The sequence below is a fragment of the Ancylomarina sp. 16SWW S1-10-2 genome, assembly GCF_009669305.1.
Classification (GTDB): Bacteria; Bacteroidota; Bacteroidia; order Bacteroidales; family Marinifilaceae; genus Ancylomarina.
Window position 1 is genome coordinate 212,164 of record NZ_SADB01000007.1, and the last position, 23,332, is coordinate 235,495.

The 23,332-nt window shown below is 33.6% G+C and carries 18 protein-coding genes and 2 tRNA genes; 12 read left to right on the forward strand and 8 right to left on the reverse strand.

Annotated elements, in window-relative coordinates; genetic code table 11:
• Positions 1-26: 26 nt before the first annotated feature.
• Positions 27-1,187 (reverse strand): iron-containing alcohol dehydrogenase, encoded by a 1,161-nt coding sequence (locus EMN46_RS07895; protein WP_154200254.1) that lies wholly within the window; start codon positions 1,185-1,187, stop codon positions 27-29.
• A 326-nt stretch (positions 1,188-1,513) separates the two neighbouring features.
• Here EMN46_RS07895 and EMN46_RS07900 point away from each other — a divergent pair, with 326 nt between their 5' ends.
• Complete coding sequence (locus EMN46_RS07900; protein WP_154200255.1) at positions 1,514-3,127, forward strand: dipeptidase; 1,614 nt, start codon at positions 1,514-1,516, stop codon at positions 3,125-3,127.
• A 728-nt stretch (positions 3,128-3,855) separates the two neighbouring features.
• On the opposite strand, the gene EMN46_RS07905 is transcribed toward EMN46_RS07900, so the two are convergent.
• Entirely contained in the window at positions 3,856-6,048 is a 2,193-nt protein-coding gene (locus tag EMN46_RS07905; protein ID WP_154200256.1) for a bifunctional (p)ppGpp synthetase/guanosine-3',5'-bis(diphosphate) 3'-pyrophosphohydrolase, read from the reverse strand.
• 295 nt (positions 6,049-6,343) lie between these two features.
• Between EMN46_RS07905 and EMN46_RS07910 the strand changes: the two genes are divergently transcribed.
• The 5 genes from EMN46_RS07910 (at position 6,344) to EMN46_RS07930 (ending at position 11,568) form a co-directional block, all read left to right on the forward strand.
• On the forward strand, positions 6,344-7,045 hold the full coding sequence (locus tag EMN46_RS07910; protein WP_154200257.1) for a uroporphyrinogen-III synthase: 702 nt from the start codon (positions 6,344-6,346) through the stop codon (positions 7,043-7,045).
• Between the two features lie 12 nt (positions 7,046-7,057).
• The gene (gene hemL, locus EMN46_RS07915; RefSeq protein WP_154200258.1) at positions 7,058-8,353 is read left to right on the forward strand and encodes a glutamate-1-semialdehyde 2,1-aminomutase; all 1,296 of its coding nucleotides are present in this window, start codon (positions 7,058-7,060) and stop codon (positions 8,351-8,353) included.
• A 778-nt stretch (positions 8,354-9,131) separates the two neighbouring features.
• A complete protein-coding gene (locus tag EMN46_RS07920; protein ID WP_154200259.1) occupies positions 9,132-10,073 on the forward strand; it encodes a pyridoxal-phosphate dependent enzyme in 942 nt (313 codons plus the stop codon).
• Positions 10,074-10,117: 44 nt separating this feature from the next.
• The gene (locus EMN46_RS07925) at positions 10,118-11,023 is read left to right on the forward strand and encodes a hypothetical protein (RefSeq protein WP_154200260.1); all 906 of its coding nucleotides are present in this window, start codon (positions 10,118-10,120) and stop codon (positions 11,021-11,023) included.
• A 35-nt stretch (positions 11,024-11,058) separates the two neighbouring features.
• The gene (locus tag EMN46_RS07930) at positions 11,059-11,568 is read left to right on the forward strand and encodes a hypothetical protein (RefSeq protein WP_154200261.1); all 510 of its coding nucleotides are present in this window, start codon (positions 11,059-11,061) and stop codon (positions 11,566-11,568) included.
• On the opposite strand, the gene EMN46_RS07935 is transcribed toward EMN46_RS07930, so the two are convergent.
• The 4 genes from EMN46_RS07935 to EMN46_RS07950 are packed head-to-tail and all read right to left on the reverse strand — an operon-like array spanning position 11,565 to position 14,837.
• Complete coding sequence (locus EMN46_RS07935) at positions 11,565-12,917, reverse strand: peroxiredoxin (RefSeq protein WP_154200262.1); 1,353 nt, start codon at positions 12,915-12,917, stop codon at positions 11,565-11,567. The two genes, EMN46_RS07930 and EMN46_RS07935, sit on opposite strands and share 4 nt — an antisense overlap.
• 47 nt (positions 12,918-12,964) lie before the next feature.
• Positions 12,965-13,744 (reverse strand): nucleoside triphosphate pyrophosphohydrolase, encoded by a 780-nt coding sequence (gene mazG / locus EMN46_RS07940; RefSeq protein WP_154200263.1) that lies wholly within the window; start codon positions 13,742-13,744, stop codon positions 12,965-12,967.
• A 33-nt stretch (positions 13,745-13,777) separates the two neighbouring features.
• Entirely contained in the window at positions 13,778-14,059 is a 282-nt protein-coding gene (locus EMN46_RS07945; RefSeq protein ID WP_154200264.1) for a putative quinol monooxygenase, read from the reverse strand.
• Positions 14,049-14,837, reverse strand: coding sequence for an S-adenosyl-l-methionine hydroxide adenosyltransferase family protein (locus EMN46_RS07950; protein WP_154200265.1), 789 nt, complete (start codon positions 14,835-14,837; stop codon positions 14,049-14,051). The genes EMN46_RS07945 and EMN46_RS07950 overlap by 11 nt, the downstream gene beginning before the upstream one ends.
• A 162-nt stretch (positions 14,838-14,999) precedes the next feature.
• Between EMN46_RS07950 and EMN46_RS07955 the strand changes: the two genes are divergently transcribed.
• The 4 genes from EMN46_RS07955 (at position 15,000) to EMN46_RS07970 (ending at position 20,855) form a co-directional block, all read left to right on the forward strand.
• Positions 15,000-15,974 (forward strand): PhoH family protein, encoded by a 975-nt coding sequence (locus tag EMN46_RS07955; protein WP_154200266.1) that lies wholly within the window; start codon positions 15,000-15,002, stop codon positions 15,972-15,974.
• Between the two features lie 85 nt (positions 15,975-16,059).
• A complete protein-coding gene (locus EMN46_RS07960; protein ID WP_154200267.1) occupies positions 16,060-17,007 on the forward strand; it encodes a phosphoribosylaminoimidazolesuccinocarboxamide synthase in 948 nt (315 codons plus the stop codon).
• A 226-nt stretch (positions 17,008-17,233) separates the two neighbouring features.
• Positions 17,234-19,618: a TonB-dependent receptor gene (locus tag EMN46_RS07965; RefSeq protein WP_195715216.1), complete on the forward strand. Its 2,385-nt coding sequence runs from the start codon at positions 17,234-17,236 to the stop codon at positions 19,616-19,618.
• Positions 19,619-19,844: 226 nt separating this feature from the next.
• Positions 19,845-20,855 (forward strand): YitT family protein, encoded by a 1,011-nt coding sequence (locus EMN46_RS07970; RefSeq protein WP_154200269.1) that lies wholly within the window; start codon positions 19,845-19,847, stop codon positions 20,853-20,855.
• Between the two features lie 79 nt (positions 20,856-20,934).
• On the opposite strand, the gene EMN46_RS07975 is transcribed toward EMN46_RS07970, so the two are convergent.
• Positions 20,935-21,642 carry a YebC/PmpR family DNA-binding transcriptional regulator gene (locus tag EMN46_RS07975; protein WP_154200270.1) on the reverse strand — a complete coding sequence of 236 codons (708 nt, stop codon included), beginning with the start codon at positions 21,640-21,642 and terminating at the stop codon, positions 20,935-20,937.
• A gap of 106 nt (positions 21,643-21,748) precedes the next feature.
• Positions 21,749-22,558, reverse strand: a complete 810-nt coding sequence (locus tag EMN46_RS07980) for an SDR family oxidoreductase (protein ID WP_154200271.1) — start codon at positions 22,556-22,558, stop codon at positions 21,749-21,751.
• A 532-nt stretch (positions 22,559-23,090) separates the two neighbouring features.
• On the opposite strand from EMN46_RS07980, the gene EMN46_RS07985 reads away from it, so the two are divergent.
• Together EMN46_RS07985 and EMN46_RS07990 are read left to right on the forward strand one after the other, a co-directional pair.
• Positions 23,091-23,163, forward strand: a tRNA-Lys gene (locus EMN46_RS07985).
• A gap of 40 nt (positions 23,164-23,203) precedes the next feature.
• A tRNA-Lys gene (locus EMN46_RS07990) sits at positions 23,204-23,276 on the forward strand.
• Positions 23,277-23,332: the final 56 nt, after the last annotated feature.

Sequence of the window (23,332 nt, forward strand, 5' to 3'; positions counted from 1 at the left end):
AATCAAATGCAAGCTCTTTGTTATTTTTATAATCTATCTATTAAAATCTTTTCTGCATCTTCAATTTTAATATCAGGTAACATACCAATATGTGGAAGCTGCCTATCTTTAAATCGCTTAATAATTCGATCAATTGTTTTCTGACCAACATGGTGGTCTCCTAGTCGAGTTTTAATACCCAATCGATTAAAGAAACTTTCGGTTTTGACAATTGCCATGGCGATTCTTTCTTCGTCACTACCTTCGGTTATATGCCAAACACGTTCGGCATATTGCAATAGTTTTACACTTCGTTTATCTTTAAGATGAGTCATTAATCCTGGTAGAACAATAGCCAAGGTTACAGCGTGATCGATACCATGAAAAGCAGTTAATTCATGACCAATCGTATGCGTTGCCCAATCGTTTTGAACACCAACGCCAATCAAACCATTTAAAGCCATAGTGGCTGCCCACATAATATTGGCATATTCATCGTAATTTGGTGTTTTAGAATCGTATGCCTTGGGACCTTCCTCAATTAAGGTTACTAATAAACCTTCTGAGAAACGGTCTTGAACAGGGGAATTAACCGGATAAGTTAAATACTGCTCTATCACGTGAACAAAGGCATCGGCAGCACCGTTGGCAATCTGCCTTTTAGGTAATGAAAAAGTTGATTCAGGATCTAAAATAGAAAATTTCGGAAATAATATTGGCGAACTAAATGAAAGTTTTTCCTTGGTAGCCAATTTGGTAATAACACCTCCATTATTCATTTCAGAACCCGTTGCAGCCAATGTTAAAACAGCTCCAAGATTAATTGCTGATTCCAATGGAACATGCTTTGCAGGAATATCCCAAGGATCTTCACCTTTATAACAAGAAGCTGCTGCAATAAATTTTGTTCCATCAATAACCGAACCGCCACCAATAGCCAAGAGAAAATCAATTTTCTCTGATTTTACAATCTCTACAGCTTTCATCAAAGTCTCAAAATGAGGATTTGACTCAATACCTCCAAATTCTTGAACATTAAAACCATCAAGAGCAGCAATGACTTGATCGTATACCCCATTTTTCTTGATTGAACCACCACCGAAAGTGATTAAAATTTTTGCATCAGTAGGAATATGCTTCTTTAATTCGGCAATTTTCCCTTTTCCAAAAATAATTTTTACTGGGTTATAGAAATCAAAATTATTCATAATCTGTTGTTTATATTATATTTTTTATCGAATGATAATTTATTATTAGAGACCTCAAGTTAAGTTTTTTTCAAGTATTTAAAAAAGATCTACAAGACTTAAGCATTATTTAACACTTGCATGTTTCTTTATACTAATACACGCAAGCTAAACAACAAATAAAATATCAAGTTAGAAAATCCTTTTAAACAATTGCTTTATCAAAACTGCCTCTAAATATCACTTATAAACTATAAATACAATTTGAAAATACTACCTTGAGCCTTCAAATTCTATCATGTATAATCAAAGCAATTAGGTTTTAACAATAAACACTTTAACAACACATGAAAAAAACATTTTTACTAAGTCTTTTAAGCTTAAGTATTGCCCTGCAATTCACTTATGCTCAAGGCGTTTCAGAACAGAAAAACGATCCTTTTTTTGGTGAAAGTTGCACCAGTATAATGGTAGGTAAAAAAGCAACTACCGATGGATCTGTAATTACAAGTCACACTTGCGATGGACGTTACCGTACATGGATGACCTTTGAAAAGGCACAAAAATTTGATAAAAAAGCGACACATAAAGTTTACAAAGGCACTTTGAAAACCGAGACGGCTTGGGATCAAAGAAAAGTAACCCTAGCAGGTGAAATTGATCAAGCTGATTCAACTTTTGCTTATTTAAACACAGCTTACCCTTGTCTTAACGAAAAGCAACTTGCTATTGGAGAAACAACTTTTGTTGGTCCTAAAGAGCTAGTTAATGAAAAAGGCATGTTTCTAATTGAAGAATTGGAACGAATTGCCTTACAACGTTGTACAAATGCTCGTGATGCGATTAAGCTAATCGGTAAATTGATAAAGAAGCACGGCTACGGCGATTGGGGTGAGTGCATAACTATTGCTGATAAAAAAGAAGTTTGGCAATTGGAGATTGTTGGTGAAGGTCCCGATAAAATTGGTGGTGTTTGGGCTGCTCAACGTATTCCTGATGGTCATATTGGAGTTTCGGCTAATATCTCACGTATTGGGAAACTTGATCTTAAGAATTCCGACTATTTTATGGCATCGGATAATATTTACGAAGCTGCTAAAAACCTAAAACGTTGGAATGGCAAAAAGGAATTCAAATTTTGGGAAGTATTTGGTGGTGCTGATAAGCCATTTAAAATTCGAGAATTCTTTATTCTGAATCACTTTGCTCCTTCTTTAAAGCTTGATTTTGATGCTGACGAATTACCATTTTCGGTTAAACCTGACAACAAAATATCTGTTAAGGATGTAATGGCAATGTACCGAGAAACCTACGAAGGTACAAAGTATGATATGACTCAAAATCTAAAGATTATAAAAAAGAAATATAATGAGGAGAGAGAAGTTATTTCTACTGATACTTTGATCGCCCCTAACGCACACCCATGGCCTACTGGAAACACACGAAACCTTAATAATTTTCTTAAGGAAGGAACTATTGAGTACCAACGTACAGTTGCTGTTTCGTGGTGTTCTTACTCATTCATAACACAATTGAGAGATTGGTTACCTGATGCAGTTGGTGGTGTTGCTTGGTTATCATTCGATAATCCAGGTCAAAGTCCACGAATTCCTATTTATGCAGGAACAAGTGAGCTTCCAGAATCGTTCAACTACTGTGGTCAAAAACGTTACCGTGCCGATGCAACTATTTGGGCTTATCGTAAAGCAAATAAACTAGCAACACTTGCTTGGCAAACCACGCGTGAAGAAATGATGGCTGATGTTGCTCATTTCGAAAACAAAGGTTTTGAAGATGATACTATTCTTCAAAAGAAAATATCGAAACTAATTAAAGATGGTAAACAAAAAGAAGCTCGTGAACTTTTAAACCGACATACAAAAGATTTTACTGGAGCAACAATACTTTGCTGGAAAGAGTTAGAAAACAAATATTGGGCTAAATTTGGCTTAGGATTCTAAATCAAACTTTCTACCCTATATAACACAAACGCCCGTTCCACAGAGGAACGGGCGTTTCTATTTTCATCTGTCGTCCCTACGGGACTTTTTAATCTGTATTTAAATTCTTCTACCATACTTCAAGCTCTAAGAGCTTTTTTAACTTGGAAATTGAAAACCCTTAATAATTTATCTGTCGTTCCTATGAAACTTTATTTTGTTTGGATTATGATATTTCTACCATACTTTCAGCTCTACGAGCTTTAAAACTCATTATCACTTTATACTTCTATTCTTTAGCTCCTTCTGAAGATTAGTATAACAGAAAATTTGGTTCATTTATTTTATAGTTCCGTAGGAACGCAGGTATGGTAGAACAATTTGCATCAAAAATCTTTATAGCTCCGTAGGAGCGATACACTGATCCATAGGTTAATTTCCGTGATCTTTGCTATCCATATACCACTTCCAGCTCTACGAGCTTTTTATAAAGTTGAAGATTTAGAATTCTTAACTCTGCACCCGTAGATAACATATCTGCAAGAGCTACGGCACATCTACCTCTTTCACCTCTCTTAACTTTCCTTTATAGTTATTTAGTAGCTCTCACTCTTTATAGTTCCGTTAGGAATGGTAGTATTTTTGTTCATAATCTGATGAAAATTTAAAAGCCTTTAGTGTTATGCTATACACTAAAGGCTTTCAACTAATATCTATTTTAGAAATTTAAAATTTCACAATACAATGGTTTATACCACATTATCGTAACGTGAAACCTTACTTACTCCTTTTATGAGTTTTAATTTAGCAATCAAGTTATTCAAGTGATCAATATTTGAAACAACAACTGTTAAACGTCCTTCAAAAGATCCCGCATTGGTTTCAACCTGAATAGCACGCATCTTCACTCTAAGGTCTTTAGAAATCAATTCGGTAATATTATTAACCATTCCCAACTCATCCTCTCCTGTAATATGAATAACCGCTTGGTAAGATGCACTTCCCTTAGCTGACCAAGTCGATTTAACAACTCGATAAGGGTAACGAGTCATCATCTCATTGGCATTTGGACAAGATACGCGATGAATACGAATTCCTTTTCCTATTGATATAAAGCCAAAAATATCATCACCAAAAATGGGATTACAACATTTCGACAAGGTATAATCCACATTAGCTATATTTTCATCAATAATCAAAACATCCTCACCAGCGTGCTCAATTGTTTTCGGCGTTTCTTTTTTGGGAACAAAAGCTTCAGTTACCACTTCTTTTTCATAAGTAATAACATCTTTAATCTCCGAAAGATCATGCGTTTCGATTGCAATATTATAGTATAATTCAGAAGCTAGTTTGTACTTGTAATGACTTAAAAGCTTTCGAATGTTGACATCACTAAATTCGATCTTCCAATTCTTCATTCGACGCATTAGAGTTTCCTTTCCTATCTCCGCTTCTTTTACTTTTTCCTCATTAACTGTCTGACGAATCTTATTTTTTGCCTTAGTGGTAACAACAAAAGCTAACCAATCCGATTTTGGTTTTTGACTATTGGATGTAGTTATAGATACCCTATCTCCATTATTAAGAACCTGACGAATGGAAACATTACGTTGGTTCACCGTACCACCAATACATTTATCTCCTAAATCGGAATGAATAGAATAGGCAAAATCGAGTAAGGTTGAACCTGATTTTAGCTGTTTTAAATCGCCCTTAGGTGTAAAAACATAGATTTCCTTACTGTATAAATCTGCCTTAAAGTGATCAATTAAGTCAATATTACTATTTTCCTCACTTTCAAGAACTTCTCTAACATCTTGAAGCCAATTATCAAGACCACCATCACCCTTATCTCCTTTGTATCGCCAGTGAGCAGCAAATCCATTCTCTGCAATATTATTCATTCTCTCAGATCGAATTTGAACTTCAACCCATCTATTTTGCAAGCCCATTACTGTTGTGTGCAAAGACTCATAACCATTTGTTTTAGGAATAGTTATCCAATCACGCATACGCTTAGGATTCGGTCTATACAAATCGGAAACAGCAGAATAAACCTGCCAACATTCCGATTTTTCTCGTTTTTCGGGTGCTTCAATAATTATTCGGATTGCAAAAATATCATAAACTTCCTCGAACTCAACTTGTTGTTTCTTCATTTTATGAAGAATAGAAGCAATTGATTTGGTTCGAGCTTTAATACTATATTTAATACCTAACCGGTCTAACTCCTCACGTATTGGAGCCACAAAATTCTTAATGTAAACCGCACGATCCTCTTCGGTATCCTTTAGTTTTTTCTCTAATTCAAAGTAAATTTCTGGTTCAAGATAACGCAAAGCTAAATCCTCCATAGAAGATTTTACTTGGTACATACCCAAACGGTGAGCTAAAGGAATATATAAGAAATTGATTTCCTTGGCTAAAGATATTTGTATTTCAGAACTCTTATTCTCTGCGCTTCGAAGTTGAAATAAACGATCTGCCAAAATAATAAGTACCACTCGAACATCATCAGCAAAACTTAAAAGTAACTTTCTAAAATTCTCGGTATGTAAAGTTGGATTTAGCTTGTATATTTCAGTCACTTTTACCAATCCTTCAATAATTTGAGTCACCTTAGGACCAAACATGGTGTTAACTTCATCTACACTAATGCCTTTTTTCTGTACAATATCATAAAGCATAGAACAAATCACAGATGTACGTCCTAAGCCTAGTTCGTCAACAACAATTTCTGCAATACCAAGTGTCTTGTATGTAGCTGGTTCCCCATTGGTTCTTCTTTCGCCATCATGATCTAATAGGCTTAAATCAAAGGCTTTACGGACCAATTTAATATCATCTCTAGAGATAATATTTTTGCATGATTTAAGGAGTTTTTTATATCGAGATAATATATGTCTTGTTTCTTCTTCTTGCTGTGTTATAGCCACCATAATTCTTAGTTTACTATTTAGAATTCAAATCTGAAGATCTTATTTTGTCAGTTTTATTTTCATTTCATGCTATATCTTATTCAAGCACTTGTTTACCATACAAAAAACAATATAGCTGCCCTTTTCAGAATGTCTTTAAAAGTATAAAAGCAAACGCTCAATGGCAAATAGATTCTATTTTTTTAACTTTAAAAAGTAACAAATATTTTTCCTAAGATTGAAGTCGAGTAATGATGAAATAATCCGATGATTTCGTAAATTTGTTTACTTTAATGTTAAGGTTTATCTATAACACATGACTAAAAAAAATAAACGCATTCTATTTACACGTTCATTAAATACAGATCAAATTGAATATGGTCTGAAAATGAATTGTTTAATAGATCACTATGCCTTTATAAGAATAGACCTTTGTACACTCAGTAAGGAAAATCTTGAAATAATCAATTCTGGTCAATACCCCAATTGGATTTTCACCAGTCAGAATGCAGTTAGAAGCCTACAAGCTAATAAAGAACACATCCATTTCGATAAGATGGAAAAATGTTTTGCCGTAGGACAAAAGACAGCCCATCTACTTTCTGAAATGGAAATTTCATCACTTGTACCTAAACATCACAATTCTGAAGCTCTTTCTGAATTACTAAAAGAATATACTAATGCACCTTTCCTATATTTCACCGGAAATCTTCGACAAAAAACATTAATACATTTTTTTGAAGAACATGAAAGTCCTTATAAGGAAATTAAGGTTTACGACACGCATATGATTCAACCAAAGATTACTTTGGAAGATTATGATGCCATTTGCTTTTGCAGTCCGAGTGCTGTTCACAGTTTTTTTAAGAACTACCAACTCAAAAATAATCAGCCTTGTTTTGCTATTGGCAATACCACTGCTGTTGCTTTAGTCGATTATTCCGACCATGTTATGATGTCCGATCAGACTAATGTTTTTTCATTAATACAAACTTGTAATCAATTTTTCAACTCATAAAATACAAACGATATGTACCAATACAAAAGAAGCTCTGAACTCTTCGATCAAGCTCAGAAATACATTCCTGGAGGCGTAAACTCGCCAGTAAGAGCTTACAAATCGGTGGGTGGAACGCCTGTTTTTATTAAAAAAGCAAAAGGTAGTATTCTTACTGATGAGGATGACAACGAATATATCGATTATATCTCATCGTGGGGACCTATGATTCTTGGTCACGCTCTCCCTGTTGTGATTAATGCCATTAAAGATAAGGTTGAGAATTCTACATCTTTTGGTGCACCAACAAAACTGGAAACTCAAATAGCTAAGCTTATTGTCGATATGGTTCCAAATATCGAAATGGTTAGAATGGTCAATTCAGGAACAGAGGCTTGTATGTCGGCCATTCGTGTTGCACGTGGCTATACTGGACGTAACAAATTCATAAAATTCGAAGGTTGTTACCATGGTCACTCCGATTCTTTTTTAATTAAAGCTGGTAGTGGTGCAAGTACTTTTGGTGAGCCAAACTCGCCAGGTGTTACACCAGGTACAGCCAACGATACCTTAACAGCGAAGTACAACGATATTGAAAACGTAAAACAAGTTATTGCTAATAATAAAGGCGAAATTGCTGCGATTATTGTAGAAGCAGTAGCTGGTAATATGGGTTGTGTACTACCTAAAAAAGGATTTCTAGAAGACTTACGTCAGATTTGTGATAAAGAAAACATTCTACTTATTTTTGACGAAGTGATGTCTGGCTTTCGTTTGGCAAAAGGTGGTGCTCAAGAATATTTTGGCGTAAAAGCTGATATAGCCATTTTCGGTAAAGTTATTGGTGGCGGTATGCCAGTTGGTGCTTATGCTGGTTCTAAAGAGATTATGAGCGTGGTTTCTCCTATGGGACCTGTTTATCAAGCGGGAACACTATCGGGAAATCCTATTGCCATGATTGCTGGTTATACCCTATTAAAAGAGCTAAATAACAAACCTGAGACTTATACGGAGTTAGCTGCTAAATGTGAATACCTTCATAAAGGTTTAGATAAGGAATTTGCTAAATCAGGATTCGATTATAGAATTAACCGTTGTGGATCTATGATTTCTATTTTCTTTACCGATGTTGATGTTGTTGATTTTGAAACATCGTCAACAGCTAACAACGAGTTATTCCCTAAGTTCTTTCACGAAATGCTAAAACGTGGTATCTATTTGCCACCATCAACATTCGAAAGCTACTTTTTATCGAATACACTAACTTATGAGATGCTTGACAAAACGATTCAGGCAGCTAAAGAATCTTTAGAAGCAATGAAAGCTTAAGAAACTAAAACCCTTAAATATAATCCCAATTTCAGATAATGAGATTGGGATTTTTTTTCGATTTATATTTGAACAGTTTTAGACGCTGATTAAATATGATTTTGAAAGTCTATTAAAAGCGTCATTCAATTGCAAACAGGCAGATTAAAAAGTTCTTATAGAAAATTATGACTCCTATTCCGTTGAAAAAAGGTTCTCGCAACTCGTTTTATTTATTTCGTTAGCGAAATACAATCTTTGAGGGTCTCACTCTTTTAGGTTTCGAAAGTTGGAATCAAATATAATTTGAAATTCATAGTCATACCCTGACATTTACAGCTTGCTTATAGTCAGAGCATGACGGAATAGGAATTTGAGGTTCTCACTTTTTTGTTGAGGCTCTCAATACATGCTTTTAGTCATAGCATGACATCAAACAAAAATTAATCTGCGGAAATCTTTACAATCTGCGGGATATTAAATTGTCTCTTTTTTTTTAAGAACCACAATACATACTTTTAGTCATACCCTGACATTTACAGCTTGCTTATAGTCAGAGCATGACGGAATAGGAATTTGAGAGTCTCACTTTTTTTGTTGAGGCTCTCAATACATACTTTTAGTCATAGCATGACAGCAAACAAAAATTAATCTGCGGAAATCTTTACAATCTGCGGGATACTAAATTTCAAAACCTAAACATTAATTAGAATATTTACCATATTAAATTAACTCTTCTACAATTTTTGTAAATTCACCAATCTAACAAATCAATCACCTACACACAAAAAATATCGACATGCATATTAAACTGAAAGACCTACAAGAAACTCACAAAAGAATTAAACCATTTATTCATAGAACACCAGTTTTAAGTTCCAGTTTGATCAACGAAATAGTTGGTGCAGAGATCTATTTTAAGTGTGAAAATTTTCAGAAAATGGGTGCCTTCAAAATGCGTGGCGCACTAAATGCAGTCCTCCAATTAAGCGAAGAGCAAAAGAAGTGTGGCGTAGCAACACATTCGTCGGGTAATTTCGCTCAAGCCCTTGCTTTATCAGCAAAAATGCAACATATCAAGGCTTATATCGTCATGCCTGAAAATGCACCTGAGGTTAAGAAAAAAGCGGTAAAAGGTTACGGTGGTAAAATTATAGAATGTAAATCAAACCTTGAAGCTAGAGAAACAACTTTAAATAAAGTAGTCGCTGAAACAGGCGCCAAATTCCTTCACCCCTACAACGATTATCAGGTTATTGCAGGACAAGGAACAGCTGCAATGGAACTAATCGAAGAACATGCAGACTTGGATTATATTGTTGCTCCCGTTGGTGGTGGCGGTTTGATTTCGGGAACAGCTCTTGCTACTCATTATTTATCGCCAAAAACAAAAGTTATAGCTGGTGAACCTATGGGCGCCGACGATGCTTGGCAATCTATGGAAAAAAGCGAACTAATTCCACAAACCAATCCTCAGACAATCGCAGACGGGCTCCTAACATCTCTAGGAGACAAAACCTACCCTATTATTCGAGATTTAGTTGAGAAAATTGTTCGCGTTGAGGAAGGTGAAATCGTTGCAGCCATGCGACTCATTTGGGAACGCATGAAAATAGTCGTGGAACCATCGAGTGCTGTAGCTCTCGCAGCCATCCTTAAAGAGAAAGAAAAATACAAAGGTAAAAAGATCGGGATTATCCTCTCGGGAGGTAATGTAGATTTGGGGAACTTGCCTTTTTAGTATTTTACGACAACTCAAAACCTTCTTCCAATTAAAAAATCAGAATGTACGATACGATTACAAAAATCTTCAATAACCGTGAAATTTCAATTCTATTTTGGGTAATCATAGGAATCACCTGGCTTATAATAAACAAAGGAACTAGAGAATCTATTTTCGATTTGGTTAAACATTTCGTTGTAAGACAAATCCTTACAATGGTTAATCTGATGATCATCTATATTGAATTAATAGTAATTCTATTTATCATACTGAACCTTTGGGATTATACATTTTTAAAGGAAACTATTTTCTGGACTTTTGGTGTTGCATTTATACTTCTTGTGTCGATGAGTAAGTCTACAAATACTCAACGTTCCTTTAAACACATATTTTACAATAATTTGAAATTAATTGTAATATTGCAGTTTGTTTCTAATTTATATGTTTTCAATTTAGTTACAGAATTAATTACAATACCAATATTATTTTTTATTGGTATCGTAAGTGGGTTTTCTGAATCAAGAACTGAATATCAAAAGGTTAAAAAATTATTCGACATAGCATTAATGATCTATGGAACTACTGTTATGGTATTTTCAATCTACAATGTCATTATTGATTTTGATAATTTTGCAAAAATACGGAATTTAAAATCGTTTCTACTTAGCCCTCTATTTACACTCCTATATATACCTTTTGTCTACCTATTTCTCCTATATCTAAAATATGAAAGTTTTTATACAAGAATAACACATAATTTAAGAGATCAAAAATATCTTTGTCGACATATAAAATGGAAAATATTTCTTCTATGCGGTTTTAATCTGTTTTTAATACAACTGGTCTCAAAAGAATTGAAAGTACTTTTAATAAGAGACAAAACAGATTTCAAGCATATTTTACATTCTATAATCAAAGAAGGAAAACATCCTATCAGACAGGACTTAATATCCAAAACTAATAATTAAGGTTTAGAAAATTTTTTATTAATAATAAACTAAACATGGACTTCGAAGCAATCCTATCAACATTCCCGGGTAAAGAAGCCGCTGTTCTTATAGCTAAAGAAATAGCTAGAGAGCCGAAGCATATGCCCAAGTTATGGGAATTTGCTACAGGCGAGCACGAAAGAGCTTGGCGAGCAACATGGTTGATGGATAAGGTTTATGATGAAGAACCAGAGCTTATTAGACCATATATATCAAAAATGATAGAGCTTATTCCTAGCTTAAAATGTGAAAGTAAGCAGCGTCAACTATTGAAGCTTATCAGCTGTGATTCCCTACCAAAGAATGTATCTGGCAAGTTCATTAATTGTTGTTTCGACTATTTAATATCGAGTTCAACAGCTGTTGCAGTAAAAGTTCACGCCATGCAAATTCTATTCAACTTTGCTAAACAAGAACCTGATCTCAAAAATGAATTGGCTTTGGTTATTGAAGAATGTATGATAGATGGCACAACTGGATTTAATGCTAGAGCTAGAAAATTGCTTAAGAAACTACAAGCTTAATGAAGATAGTTTTTCACGCCATTTTTAAGTTGATAAAAAGTTAGAGGCTTATCAACTAGTACTAAATCGGATGAAATAAGAAACATACTTGGTGTTGCCGTAATATTATACGCTTTAGCAAACTCGCCTTTCAACCCTGCATTATCACAAGCATTTACCCATGTATATACACGCTCGTTAACGAAGTTTTCCCATGATCCCACACTATTATCAATGGAGACTGCAACAACCTCAAAGCCCTTTTCATTATAGGTCTTATAAAGCTTCTCTATTTTATCCAAAAGCTCAATAGAAACTTCACAATGTGCCGACCACGCAATCAACAAAGTCAAATCACTATTTACTCTAGATAACGATTCTAGATTGATATTCGTACAATTTTTTAAAACAAAATCAGGGACTTTCGATCCAGGTGTAAAAATTTTATCGTTTTCAATTCGAGATCTCATACTCTTACTTCCCATTACATATTCACAGGAGTTGGCCAACTTATAGGTATTAAGAACAGATGCATATAAATTTGGAAACTTAGCTTTAGGATAATTAGTCATGAGATAATTAGTTAAGCATTCTTGAGCATATTTATTGACCTCCGAATGCCAAAAAATTTGCTGCACCATCATCTCAATCTCTTTCGAAACATTACGCTTAAGCAATGATTGAATCTCGTTAGTCTTAAAAAAACGATCTAGTTTACAATAAAAACAGGGTGTTCCTAATATTAAACTATCAGAAAAATCGAAATGCTGAAAATACTGCTCCACAAAAAAGCGCCCCATATCTTTTTGGTTTAAATCAGGCACTTTATCGGCATAAGTTAAAGCTAGTTGCAAAGACCAATCATCATCTTTTTTCGACCACAAGTCCTTTGCTAATTCCTTATATTCCTTCTGAATATCTTTATATTTTTTTAGAATTTCCTTTTTATCAGTTCCATTTACATTTTCGTAACTTTTACTAATTCGCTTAGCTTCTGTTTTATAATATTCAAATTCGGATATATAATATTGAAATTGACTGTTCTTATCTCCACGCTCAAAAATGAGCTCCCTTTCGGCAAATTTCCCTTTTATATCAAAAGACATATCCGATTTATCCATTCTAAAATCGATAAGGCAACCATCATCATTAGACAACCTATAAATACCTGGTGCACCTTCCCAACTAAATATTAAAATTCCCGAAGCTTTTACACGTGAACTATCGATCGTAACAATTCCCATATCGTTTCCCTTTTGCAAATAGAATTGCTCAGAGATATAATCTGTGGCTTTTAATGATAAGTTCATTTGCTTTTGCGAAACAGCAGAAAAGCTAATAAAAAGGAAAATTAATAGTAATATTCTCATAAAATAAATGAAGTATGTTTCTAGAATAATCAGTATTTATAAAAGGGCTAATTATCATCAAATTGTTTCGCTTCTTCCCAAATGACATCCATCTCTTCTAAGCTCATATCCTTTAATTTTTTGCCAATTCCCATTGTATGACTTTCAAGATAATTAAATCGTTTGGTAAATTTTTGATTGGTTCTTTCAAGCGCATTTTCAGGATTCACACCATATAAACGAGCTGTATTAATCATAGAAAAGAATAAATCACCAAATTCTTGCTCTATATTATTTTGATTACCCGACTTCATTTCAACTTCCAGTTCTGAAATTTCTTCTTTAACCTTATCCCAAACCTGCTCTTTTTCTTCCCAATCGAAACCAACACCTCTCACCTTATCTTGAATGCGAGTAGCCTTTATCATTGCTGGTAAAGATTTAGGCACACCTTGTAAAACGGTGCGATTACCACCTTTTTCCTTAAGTTTTAATTGTTCCCAATTTTCTTCTACTTCGCGAGCGTTGGCAACTTTCACATCAGAAAAAATATGAGGATGACGATAAACTAGTTTCTCGCTAACGCCTTTACATACATCTGCAATATTAAAGTCATTTGTTTCAGAACCAATTATTGAATAAAAAACAATATGCATCAACAAATCACCCAATTCCTTCTTAATCTCTACTTTATCATTCTTTAAAATAGCATCAGTCAATTCATAAGTTTCTTCAATTGTTAAAGTTCTTAAACTATCGAAGGTTTGTTTTTTATCCCAAGGGCATTTCAAACGCAACTCATCCATTATATTTAGTAACTCTTCAAAAGCCTTCAAATTCTCATTCATTTCTTCAATTTTAATAACAGTTCTTTTCACTCTTTATCGCTGTAGACTCCAAGCCTCAGCTTTTGCAGCAAACCACTGCTTTACCTGTTTCCAATTTCCTTTAAAAAAAGCAGAATCTCTATATCTATTCAATGCTTCTTCTGATTCCCAATGACTATACGAGAAAAAAAGGTTTTTATTATTAATATCCTGTAGTATTTCTAAAAAGGAACAACCATCAAAAGCAATAATATCTTTCTTCTCTCCTTCTGTAAACTTTTTAAAATCGGCTATATGCTGACTTTGCAATTTCAACTTTACAAATCTAACAATCATGAAATTTAACTCTTATATCTGAATTTGTATCTATTTCTAACAATTTACACAACTCTCCTTTATTCATAGCTATCTCAAGCAAATTAGCAGAATTAAATAGAGCAAGAATATCACCCTCACCTACATCATTATAATGATGACTAATTTTTGTAATTAGATGCTGATTACTCTGTACTAATATTTCGAAATCCCTACCTTCTAAACTTGAATAAAAACGATCTTTTGAAATATTTATGATTGCATTACTAAATGAATCAATAAAAATCACTTTACCCGTCATTGTATCTTCCTGAATAAGAGCCCGTATAGGTAGCATATTATATAAAGTATCAACTTTATTACCCAATTCTGGCATCTTACCCTTATTATATAAATACGCAGCAGCCGGTGCAAACACAGCTAATTCTGGAAAATTCAACAAGTTAGGCTCTTCATCATTTGCCGGTAACTGTATAATCGCTTCAGGTTGATCTCGAAATATGAGATTAAACATACCATTATCTGTGCCAATAAAATAATGTCCTTTATTGTAAACGACAACATGCGGATGTTTCGCACTAGCCTCGGAAGCAACAGTTATTATATGAATACTCCCTTTGGGATAATAATGATAAGCGTTTTTAACGATAAAAGCAGCCTGAGATATATTATAAGATTCAATATTAGAACTCAAATCTACTATTTGAACATCTTTACAAAGAGAAAGCAAACGTCCTTTTAATGCTGCTAAATAATAATCGCGATCATTCCAATCGCTACATATTGTAATAACTCCCATAAAGTAATTTTTTATAAATTGATTTTTATTTCATGATCAAAAATAACTGCTTATCATTTTCATATTAAAAAAAAGCATACAAATCGACGCTAACTAAGCTGATTCAATCAAAAAAAATAACTAATTTGTGATTTCAAAAGTAATAAATATTGAACAACATTTATGATAGAAAGATATATATCTATAGGTTCAATCGACCCTCTCGATTTTTATGGAATAAACAATAACAAACTCGAGATTCTTAAGGACCTTTTTCCAAAACTACAGATAGTGGGTAGAGGCAGTGAATTAATTGTAAAGGGTGAACAAAAATCCTTAGATCTGTTTGAAAATAAGATTAATCTTATTCTTCAACATTACAATCAGTATAATGTGCTTACAGCTGCAAACCTGAAAAGAATTGTACTTGAAAACACCAAAGAAATTGAAGATCCTGAAGATCCAAAAAATATAATCGTTTTTGGAAACAATGGAAAAATAATTCGTTCAAGAACCCCCAATCAACGTAAACTCGTTCAAAAATCAGCAAATAACGATATGATTTTTGCCATTGGACCTGCGGGTTCGGGAAAAACATACACCGCCGTAGCACTTGCAGTAAAAGCCTTACGAAACAATGAGGTTAAACGTATTATACTAAGTCGCCCTGCTGTTGAAGCTGGCGAAAATCTAGGGTTTTTACCTGGTGATTTAAAAGAAAAGATTGATCCCTACTTGCAACCACTTTACGATGCACTGCTCGATATGATTCCGCCTAATAAATTAGCGGCATACCTTGAAGCAGACGTTATTCAAATAGCTCCACTTGCCTACATGCGTGGACGAACGCTCAACGATGCCTTTGTAATATTAGACGAAGCACAAAATACAACAAGCAAGCAACTAAAAATGTTTCTAACACGTATGGGAACTAGTGGTAAATTTATGATTACGGGTGATATTACTCAAATCGATTTACCAAGAAGACAACAATCGGGTTTGGTACAAGCCTTTCGAATTTTAAAAGATATTAAAGATATTGCAATGGTAGAATTTGATACTTCGGATATTGTTCGACATCAACTTGTTAAGAAAATTGTGAGCGCATATGAAATTGATGAAGAAAAGGAAGCTGAAAAATGGAAAAAAAAAGAATAAAACTTATAAATTTGCAAATGGAGCATTTATAGATGCCCACTTATTAAAAATTACCATTTTATAAATTATAAATCTATCTGTACAGATGAACAAAGCAATTGTAAAAACAGATTTTAACTTTCCAAAACAAAAGAACTTATACGTAGGAAAAGTTCGTGACGTTTATAATATCAACGACGAATACCTTGCTATGGTCGTTTCTGATAGAATTTCAGCTTTCGATGTCGTTCTTCCTGAAGGTATTCCTTTTAAAGGACAAGTTCTCAACCAAATTGCCACAAGATTTTTAGATGCAACTGCTGATATTGTTCCTAATTGGAAAATTGCAACACCAGATCCAATGGTTACTATTGGTCACCTTGCTGAACCTTTTATGGTAGAAATGGTGATTCGTGGCTATTTAACAGGTCATGCTTGGAGAGAATATAAGGCTGGGAAACGCACACTTTGCGGAATGCCAATGCCTGATGGAATGGTTGAAAATCAAAAATTTGAGAAACCAATCATCACGCCTACTACAAAAGCAATGGAAGGTCATGATGAAGATATTTCAAAAGAAGAGATTCTTGCTCAAAATATTGTTAGCAAAGAAGATTACGAAAAACTTGAAGAATACACATTTGCTCTTTTCCAAAGAGGAACTGAGATATCTGCTAAGAAAAATTTAATCTTAGTTGACACTAAATATGAGTTTGGTAAAAAAGATGGTAAAATCTATTTAATAGACGAAATTCATACACCAGATTCATCTCGTTATTTCTATGCTGAAGGCTATGAAGAAAAAATTAACCGAAATGAGCCTCAAAAACAACTTTCTAAGGAGTTTGTTCGCGAATGGTTAATGGATAACGGTTTTCAAGGTAAGGATGGACAACAAATTCCTGAAATGACCACAGATCGTATCAACCAAATTTCTGAACGATATATTGAGCTTTATGAGCAAATTATTGGAGAAAAGTTTGTTAAAGCTGACACAAATAACATTAATTCTAGAATTGAAAGTGGTATTGCAAATTGCCTTAAAAGCATGTAATTCATTTTAATTGTCATATTTTAAAGGCTATTCCTTAATTACAGGGAATAGCCTTTTTATTTTCTTATTACCTTAAACAATAATAATATTTTATGTAAAAAACCATCAGTTATGTTTCGGTTTTAAAATAACAAACTTATATTTGTATTGACCATTATTTAACCGTTTAACTAACTAATTTGATATTTTGCATAAGCTATTTATGTATTCGTCAACAAGAAATTCTATGAAACACCTAAGCTACCTACTCTTATTCCTTTTAATAGGCTCGCCTATTTATGCCCTTAACTCAACACCTAAAATTGGTATTATTCATGGTATAATTAAAGATATCAATACAGACAAAGCTATTGAGTACGCAACAATATCTGTTTATAATAAAGAGAAGTCAAAACTGATAGATGGGACCATTACAAATGAGAATGGTTTTTTTGAAATCAAAAAACTAAAAGCTGGTAATTATTACATAGAAGTTTCGTTCATAGGCTATGAGAAAAAAATCATCCCAAACATTGTTATACGCAGTTATCGAAGAGATGCAAATCTAAATATCATAAGATTAAGTCATTCATGTGAAACATTAGGAGAAGTTGTAGTTAACTCTAATAATAACGATATTGAGTATAAAATTGATAAAAAGATAATACCCGTTAATCATCAACTTTCTGCTGCTGGCGGTACAGCAATTGATGTACTTGAAACAGTTCCATCGGTTAGCGTTGATGTTAATGGTAATGTAAGCCTTAGAGGAAGTACTGGCTTTACGGTATTAATTGATGGTCGCCCTACTTTTAGAAGCTCTCAAGAAGTTTTAAATAGCATTATGACTGATCAAATAGAAAACATTGAAATCATTACCAATCCTTCTGCAAAATATAACTCCGAAGGAGATGCAGGTATTATAAATATCATTAGTAAAAAGTTCAATCTAAAAGGTGTTAGTGGTATTCTTAGCTTGAGTCCTGCAAGTCATGAGAATTTTTCTAGCGATGCCATGTTTAATTTAAAGAAAAAAAAGAGCAATTTAAATTTTGGAGCTAATTACAACATTAATGCTCTTGGTGGAAAAAGAAAAATCTACAAAACACTTTTAAACACTGACCCTACAAGTCATTTAGATGCCTTTGGAGATATGGATCGTAAAAACAAAACACTTAAAATTTCTGGTGCTTACGATTTAGAAATAAATCCTTTTAATTCGATTAGTATTACAAGTCAATATGGAAATGAACTCTTCGACAGTAATAATGATTTAGAGTATGATAAATATGTGCAAGGAGACAGTCATTCTTTTGAAAATGGATTGGAAAAGAAAGACAGCAAAAATAATTACTTCGTAACAACTTTTAATTACCTAAAAAAATTCAGTAAGAAAGGACATCAACTTAATACATTTATTGATTACACAAACCGTCAATACGACAGTGATCAAACGAGTATCAATACAAAAGCTGATGAAGACACAAATCAATTCCTATCAACTTTTTCAGAAGATGCTCACGGTGTTGTAATAAGTACAGATTATACGCTGCCTCTATCTAATAAAACAACTTTTGAAACAGGTTATGAATACAAAAATTTAGAATACGACTCTAATCGAGACCTAAAAGAGACACTTGGCAGCACCCCTATTACACATCCTGAGTTTCAGCAAACAGCTGATTATAATAAAATTACCAACTCCATTTATTCTCTTTATTCTAGTAAGCTCAATAAACTAAATTATCAACTAGGCTTAAGAGCAGAACACACTCACAGGCATATTCAATTCGAAGATGATAGTTATAAAATTAACAGATGGGACTTCTTCCCTAGTATTCATACACAACTAAAATTGAACAAAACAAGTAGCCTATCTGCCAACTATTCAAGACGAATTAAACGCCCATCGAGTAGTAATCTTGAGCCTTTTTTAATATGGAACGATCGCTATAACTGGACTAAGGGAAATCCTGATCTTAAACCTGAACATATCAAATCCTTCGAACTAGATTATAATACAAAAATAGGTAAACAAAGTCTTTATCTTGAATCGTATTACAGAATGACGGAAGATAAAATTGAACATATCAAAACTATTTTAGAAGATGATTCTGATATTATTCTTTCGGATATTGAAAACGTCGGTAAAGACTACACTCTAGGATTTGAAGCATCTTTAGTTTCCCCTCTTACAAAATGGTTGAAAAATATACTGATTACTGATATATCACACTATAAAGTTGAAGGTGAATATATGGATACGTATAACTTTTCAAACTCAAGCACAAATTGGTCATTACGTAACATCTCTTATTTTACCTTGAATCGTATCACTCAACTACAACTTGTGATGTCATACAAGTCAAAATCAAAATGGGCACAAGGTGAGATCGCTGATAGCTTTAAAACAACCTTAGCACTAAAACATAGCTTTTTCAAGAAAAGACTTGCTGCCAACCTAACAATTACTGATGTCTTTAATACAGCAGACCTTAGTAAAACTTATACAAATGAAGATTTAATTCTAATAAACAAGTTTGATCGCGACGCGCCTACACTCAAGTTAAGCCTGTCTTATAAATTCAATAATTACAAATCGACTAGAAGACGGAGAAGTTCAAGTCTTTAAAAAAATAACATCTTTATAAAGGTAATCTGTGAATAAATGAGTCAAATTGACCCTCGTTCACAGATTTTTTTTACTTATTACCTATTTATACAAACACTCTTTTGAGATAAATGCAAAATTATCTAGCTCAAAATATTTTATTTGGAAAATTCTTATTTGCTTTGTAGTAGGCACATAGAAAATCGACAACATCACTGAGCCTACAACCTAAAAACCAACATCTTTCATGGCATTTATTCAAAACGACAAACTTTTCTCTGGCAAATGGTTCTATAATTACGCTCTACTTGTGGCGGGATCTTTAGTACTATCTCTAGGTTTCATTTTCTTCATCACACCTCATTTTATAGTTCCTGGCGGAGCTTATGGTATCGGAATCATTGTCAATAAACTTACAATTGGACTATTTCCTCATGGTCCCTTCAATCTTTTAGATGCTTCGGAATATTCTAATTTCTTTTCTAAGATTGGATATTACTTTATGTCATATCAAAATGATATGTTTCAGCAATATGATGGCGGTATTCCCGTTGGTTTAACTGGGCTTGTTGTTAATGTGTCACTTGTGCTGATTGGAATCAAAATATTAGGTCCTCGATTTGGATTTAAAACTTTTTTCGGATTCTTCTTTAGCTCTATTTTCATAGATCTTGCAACAAAATGGTGGGGAATTGTTCCTTTGGTTGACGATGTTCTTCTATCCTGTGTTTTTGGTGGTATTATAATCGGTTTTGGTTTTGGATTAATACTAAAAGCTCGAGCTACGACTACTGGTACTGATACAATTGGTATGATTCTATCCAAGTACACAAGCTTACCTTTAGGCCAGATGATTATTTATGTCGATTTAATGATCATACTATGTAGTTTATATGTGGATATGGATTGGCAAATTCCACTTTACTCACTTATTACACTTTATATTTCTGGGCGAGTTATCGATATCACTATTCAAGGATCAACCTTTGAGAAAGCTTTATTTATTATCTCTGATAAGACTGAGGAAATTCGTGACAAAGTGGTTATTGATATGAAACGTGGCGGCACATATCTTAAAGGACAAGGTATGTATGATGGACAAGATAAAAATATGATATTTATTGTTGTTAATAGACGTGAGCTATCCATTCTAAAAGACTTTATTGAACAAATAGACCCTAAGGCTTTCATCACAGTTATGGAAACTAATGAAATACTAGGAAAAGGCTTTAAATCTCTTTCTGATAAAGTTGAATAAGTATTTTCTTCCCTATGCGTTGAAACAAAAAAGACCTTCACATTCGTGAAGGTCTTTTTTGTAAATATGCTTATTTGACTTATGCCATGTTATGGTAAACATGCAATACATCGTCATTATCTTCTAACTTATCAAGAAGTTTTTCTACATCAGCAATATCTTCTTCACTAAGCTCTTTAGTATCCATTGGTATACGGTCAAATCCAGAACTAAGAGGTGTAATATCATTTTCCTCTAGATATGCTTGAACCTTTCCAAATTCCTGGAATGGAGCATATAATAAGATTTCATTCTCTTCAGCAAATACATCTTCTACACCAAGATCGATAACTTCTAATTCTAATTCTTCAAGATCTTGACCTGTGTTTTCAATTTTAAAGTAACACTTATGCTCAAACATAAACTCAACGCTACCTGCAGTGCCTAAGCTACCATTAGTCTTACTAAAGTAAGAACGAACATCTGCAACGGTACGCATATGATTATCAGTAGCCGTTTCGACCAACACAGCAATACCATGTGGTGCATAGCCTTCGTATACAATTTCTTTAAAATCTTTTTGATCTTTCGAACTCGCCTTCTTAATTGCACGCTCAACATTCTCTTTAGGCATGTTGGCTGCTTTTGCATTCTGAATTACAGCACGAAGACGTGAATTAGAACCAGGATCTGTACCGCCCTCTTTAATTGCGATTACAATTTCCTTCCCAATTCGGGTAAAGGCCTTAGCCATTTTATCCCAACGCTTAAATTTGCGTGCCTTTCTAAATTCGAATGCTCTTCCCATGATTTATTGTTATGATTTTTGGCAAATGTAACACATGCCTTTTATTCTTTAAAATTTTTCGCCAATTAAATTATAATTCTAACCATACACATTAGCTTTAATGTACTTATTCTAGTCCTGAGTTGGGTTCCTTTGCCATATGATTATAAGTTAACTTTTCTAATAAGCTAGGAAACCATTTTTTCAACCAAACCGTAAATTTACCTTCTACAAAAGTTAAAATCAACTCACGCTTACGTTTCACTACAGCTTTGGCAATATGAGCAGCGCAAACTTCAGCGGTCATCATCTTAGCTTCATCCCTTGGTGTTTCGCCCTGTGAGCTTCCATCAGCTGTTAAAGCTACATTCCTTACGTTGGAAGCTGTAAAACCAGGAGCTGCGACTAAAACATGCACACCAGTCTTTAAATTCTCAACCCTTAGTGTTTCTAAAAAACCACGAATAGCATATTTAGACGCGGAATAGCCTGTTCTTCCAGGTAAACCTATGTAACCAGCAATTGAAATAACACCAACAACTGAACCTTTAGATTGTGTAATATAGGGCATAGCATATTTAGTACAATAAACCGTTCCCCAAAAATTGACATCCATCAAATTCTTAAGAACAGACAATTCACAATCCTTAAACATAGCACGCATTGAGATTCCGGCATTGTTTATTAGAATATCTAAACGTCCAAACCTTGCAACTGCTTCTGAAACTAAATGCTGACAATCACTTTCAATACTCACGTCTGTTTTTACGATAAGGACTTCGGTTCCTTGTTTAGTTAAGCTATTTTCAATCTCTTTTAGTTTTTCAATATTACGAGCAGCCAAAACCAATTTAGAACCACGCGATGCAAACTCAAAAGCTAAAGCCTTCCCTATTCCAGATGATGCTCCAGTAACAAGAACAATTTTATCGATCATATACTTATTTCTTTATTTTCCTTGAAATGATAAAAGATGATTGAATCTAAAAAAAGGTAATTCCGATTTTAAATATGCACTCATCTTCTTAACGAAAGCACAAATTTAATTTTTTTTCACTTTTATTGTACAAACTAAATTATAAGTTTCGGCTTAAAAAATGGAAATTTTGCCTTTTTTCATCCCCCAAACAACAAAATTGATGATTTATCATTAAATTTTATTTGAAAAAAATCAGCAGTTTATTCAACAGCAAAGCTTTAGGAAGAAACAAAAGGAATTTAACCTGCAAAAATCAAATTCCATTTTAAGGCTTCAATTTAAATCTTATCATAAAAGCGAAGTCCCTCAAAAATAAAAAAGTAAATTTTTATAACTTTTTTACTTTTCGATATCATTTTACGAACCAGTACAATAAGTAGACTAATGAGCTCGAATATTAAAAAAACAAGGCATTACAAGCCTTCATTGTTTGCGTATTTAATTTAAAGAATCTATCTTTGCAACGCTTTAAAAAAGAAAGTTCATTACTGATTCCTTAGCTCAGCTGGTAGAGCACATCACTTTTAATGATGGGGTCCTGGGTTCGAACCCCAGAGGGATCACAAGAAGACAAGCAAAAGTCTTTTAAATAAAATTAGCAACGATTCCTTAGCTCAGCTGGTAGAGCACATCACTTTTAATGATGGGGTCCTGGGTTCGAACCCCAGAGGGATCACTTAAAGACAAGCAAAAGTCTTTCAAATAAAATCAGCAACGATTCCTTAGCTCAGC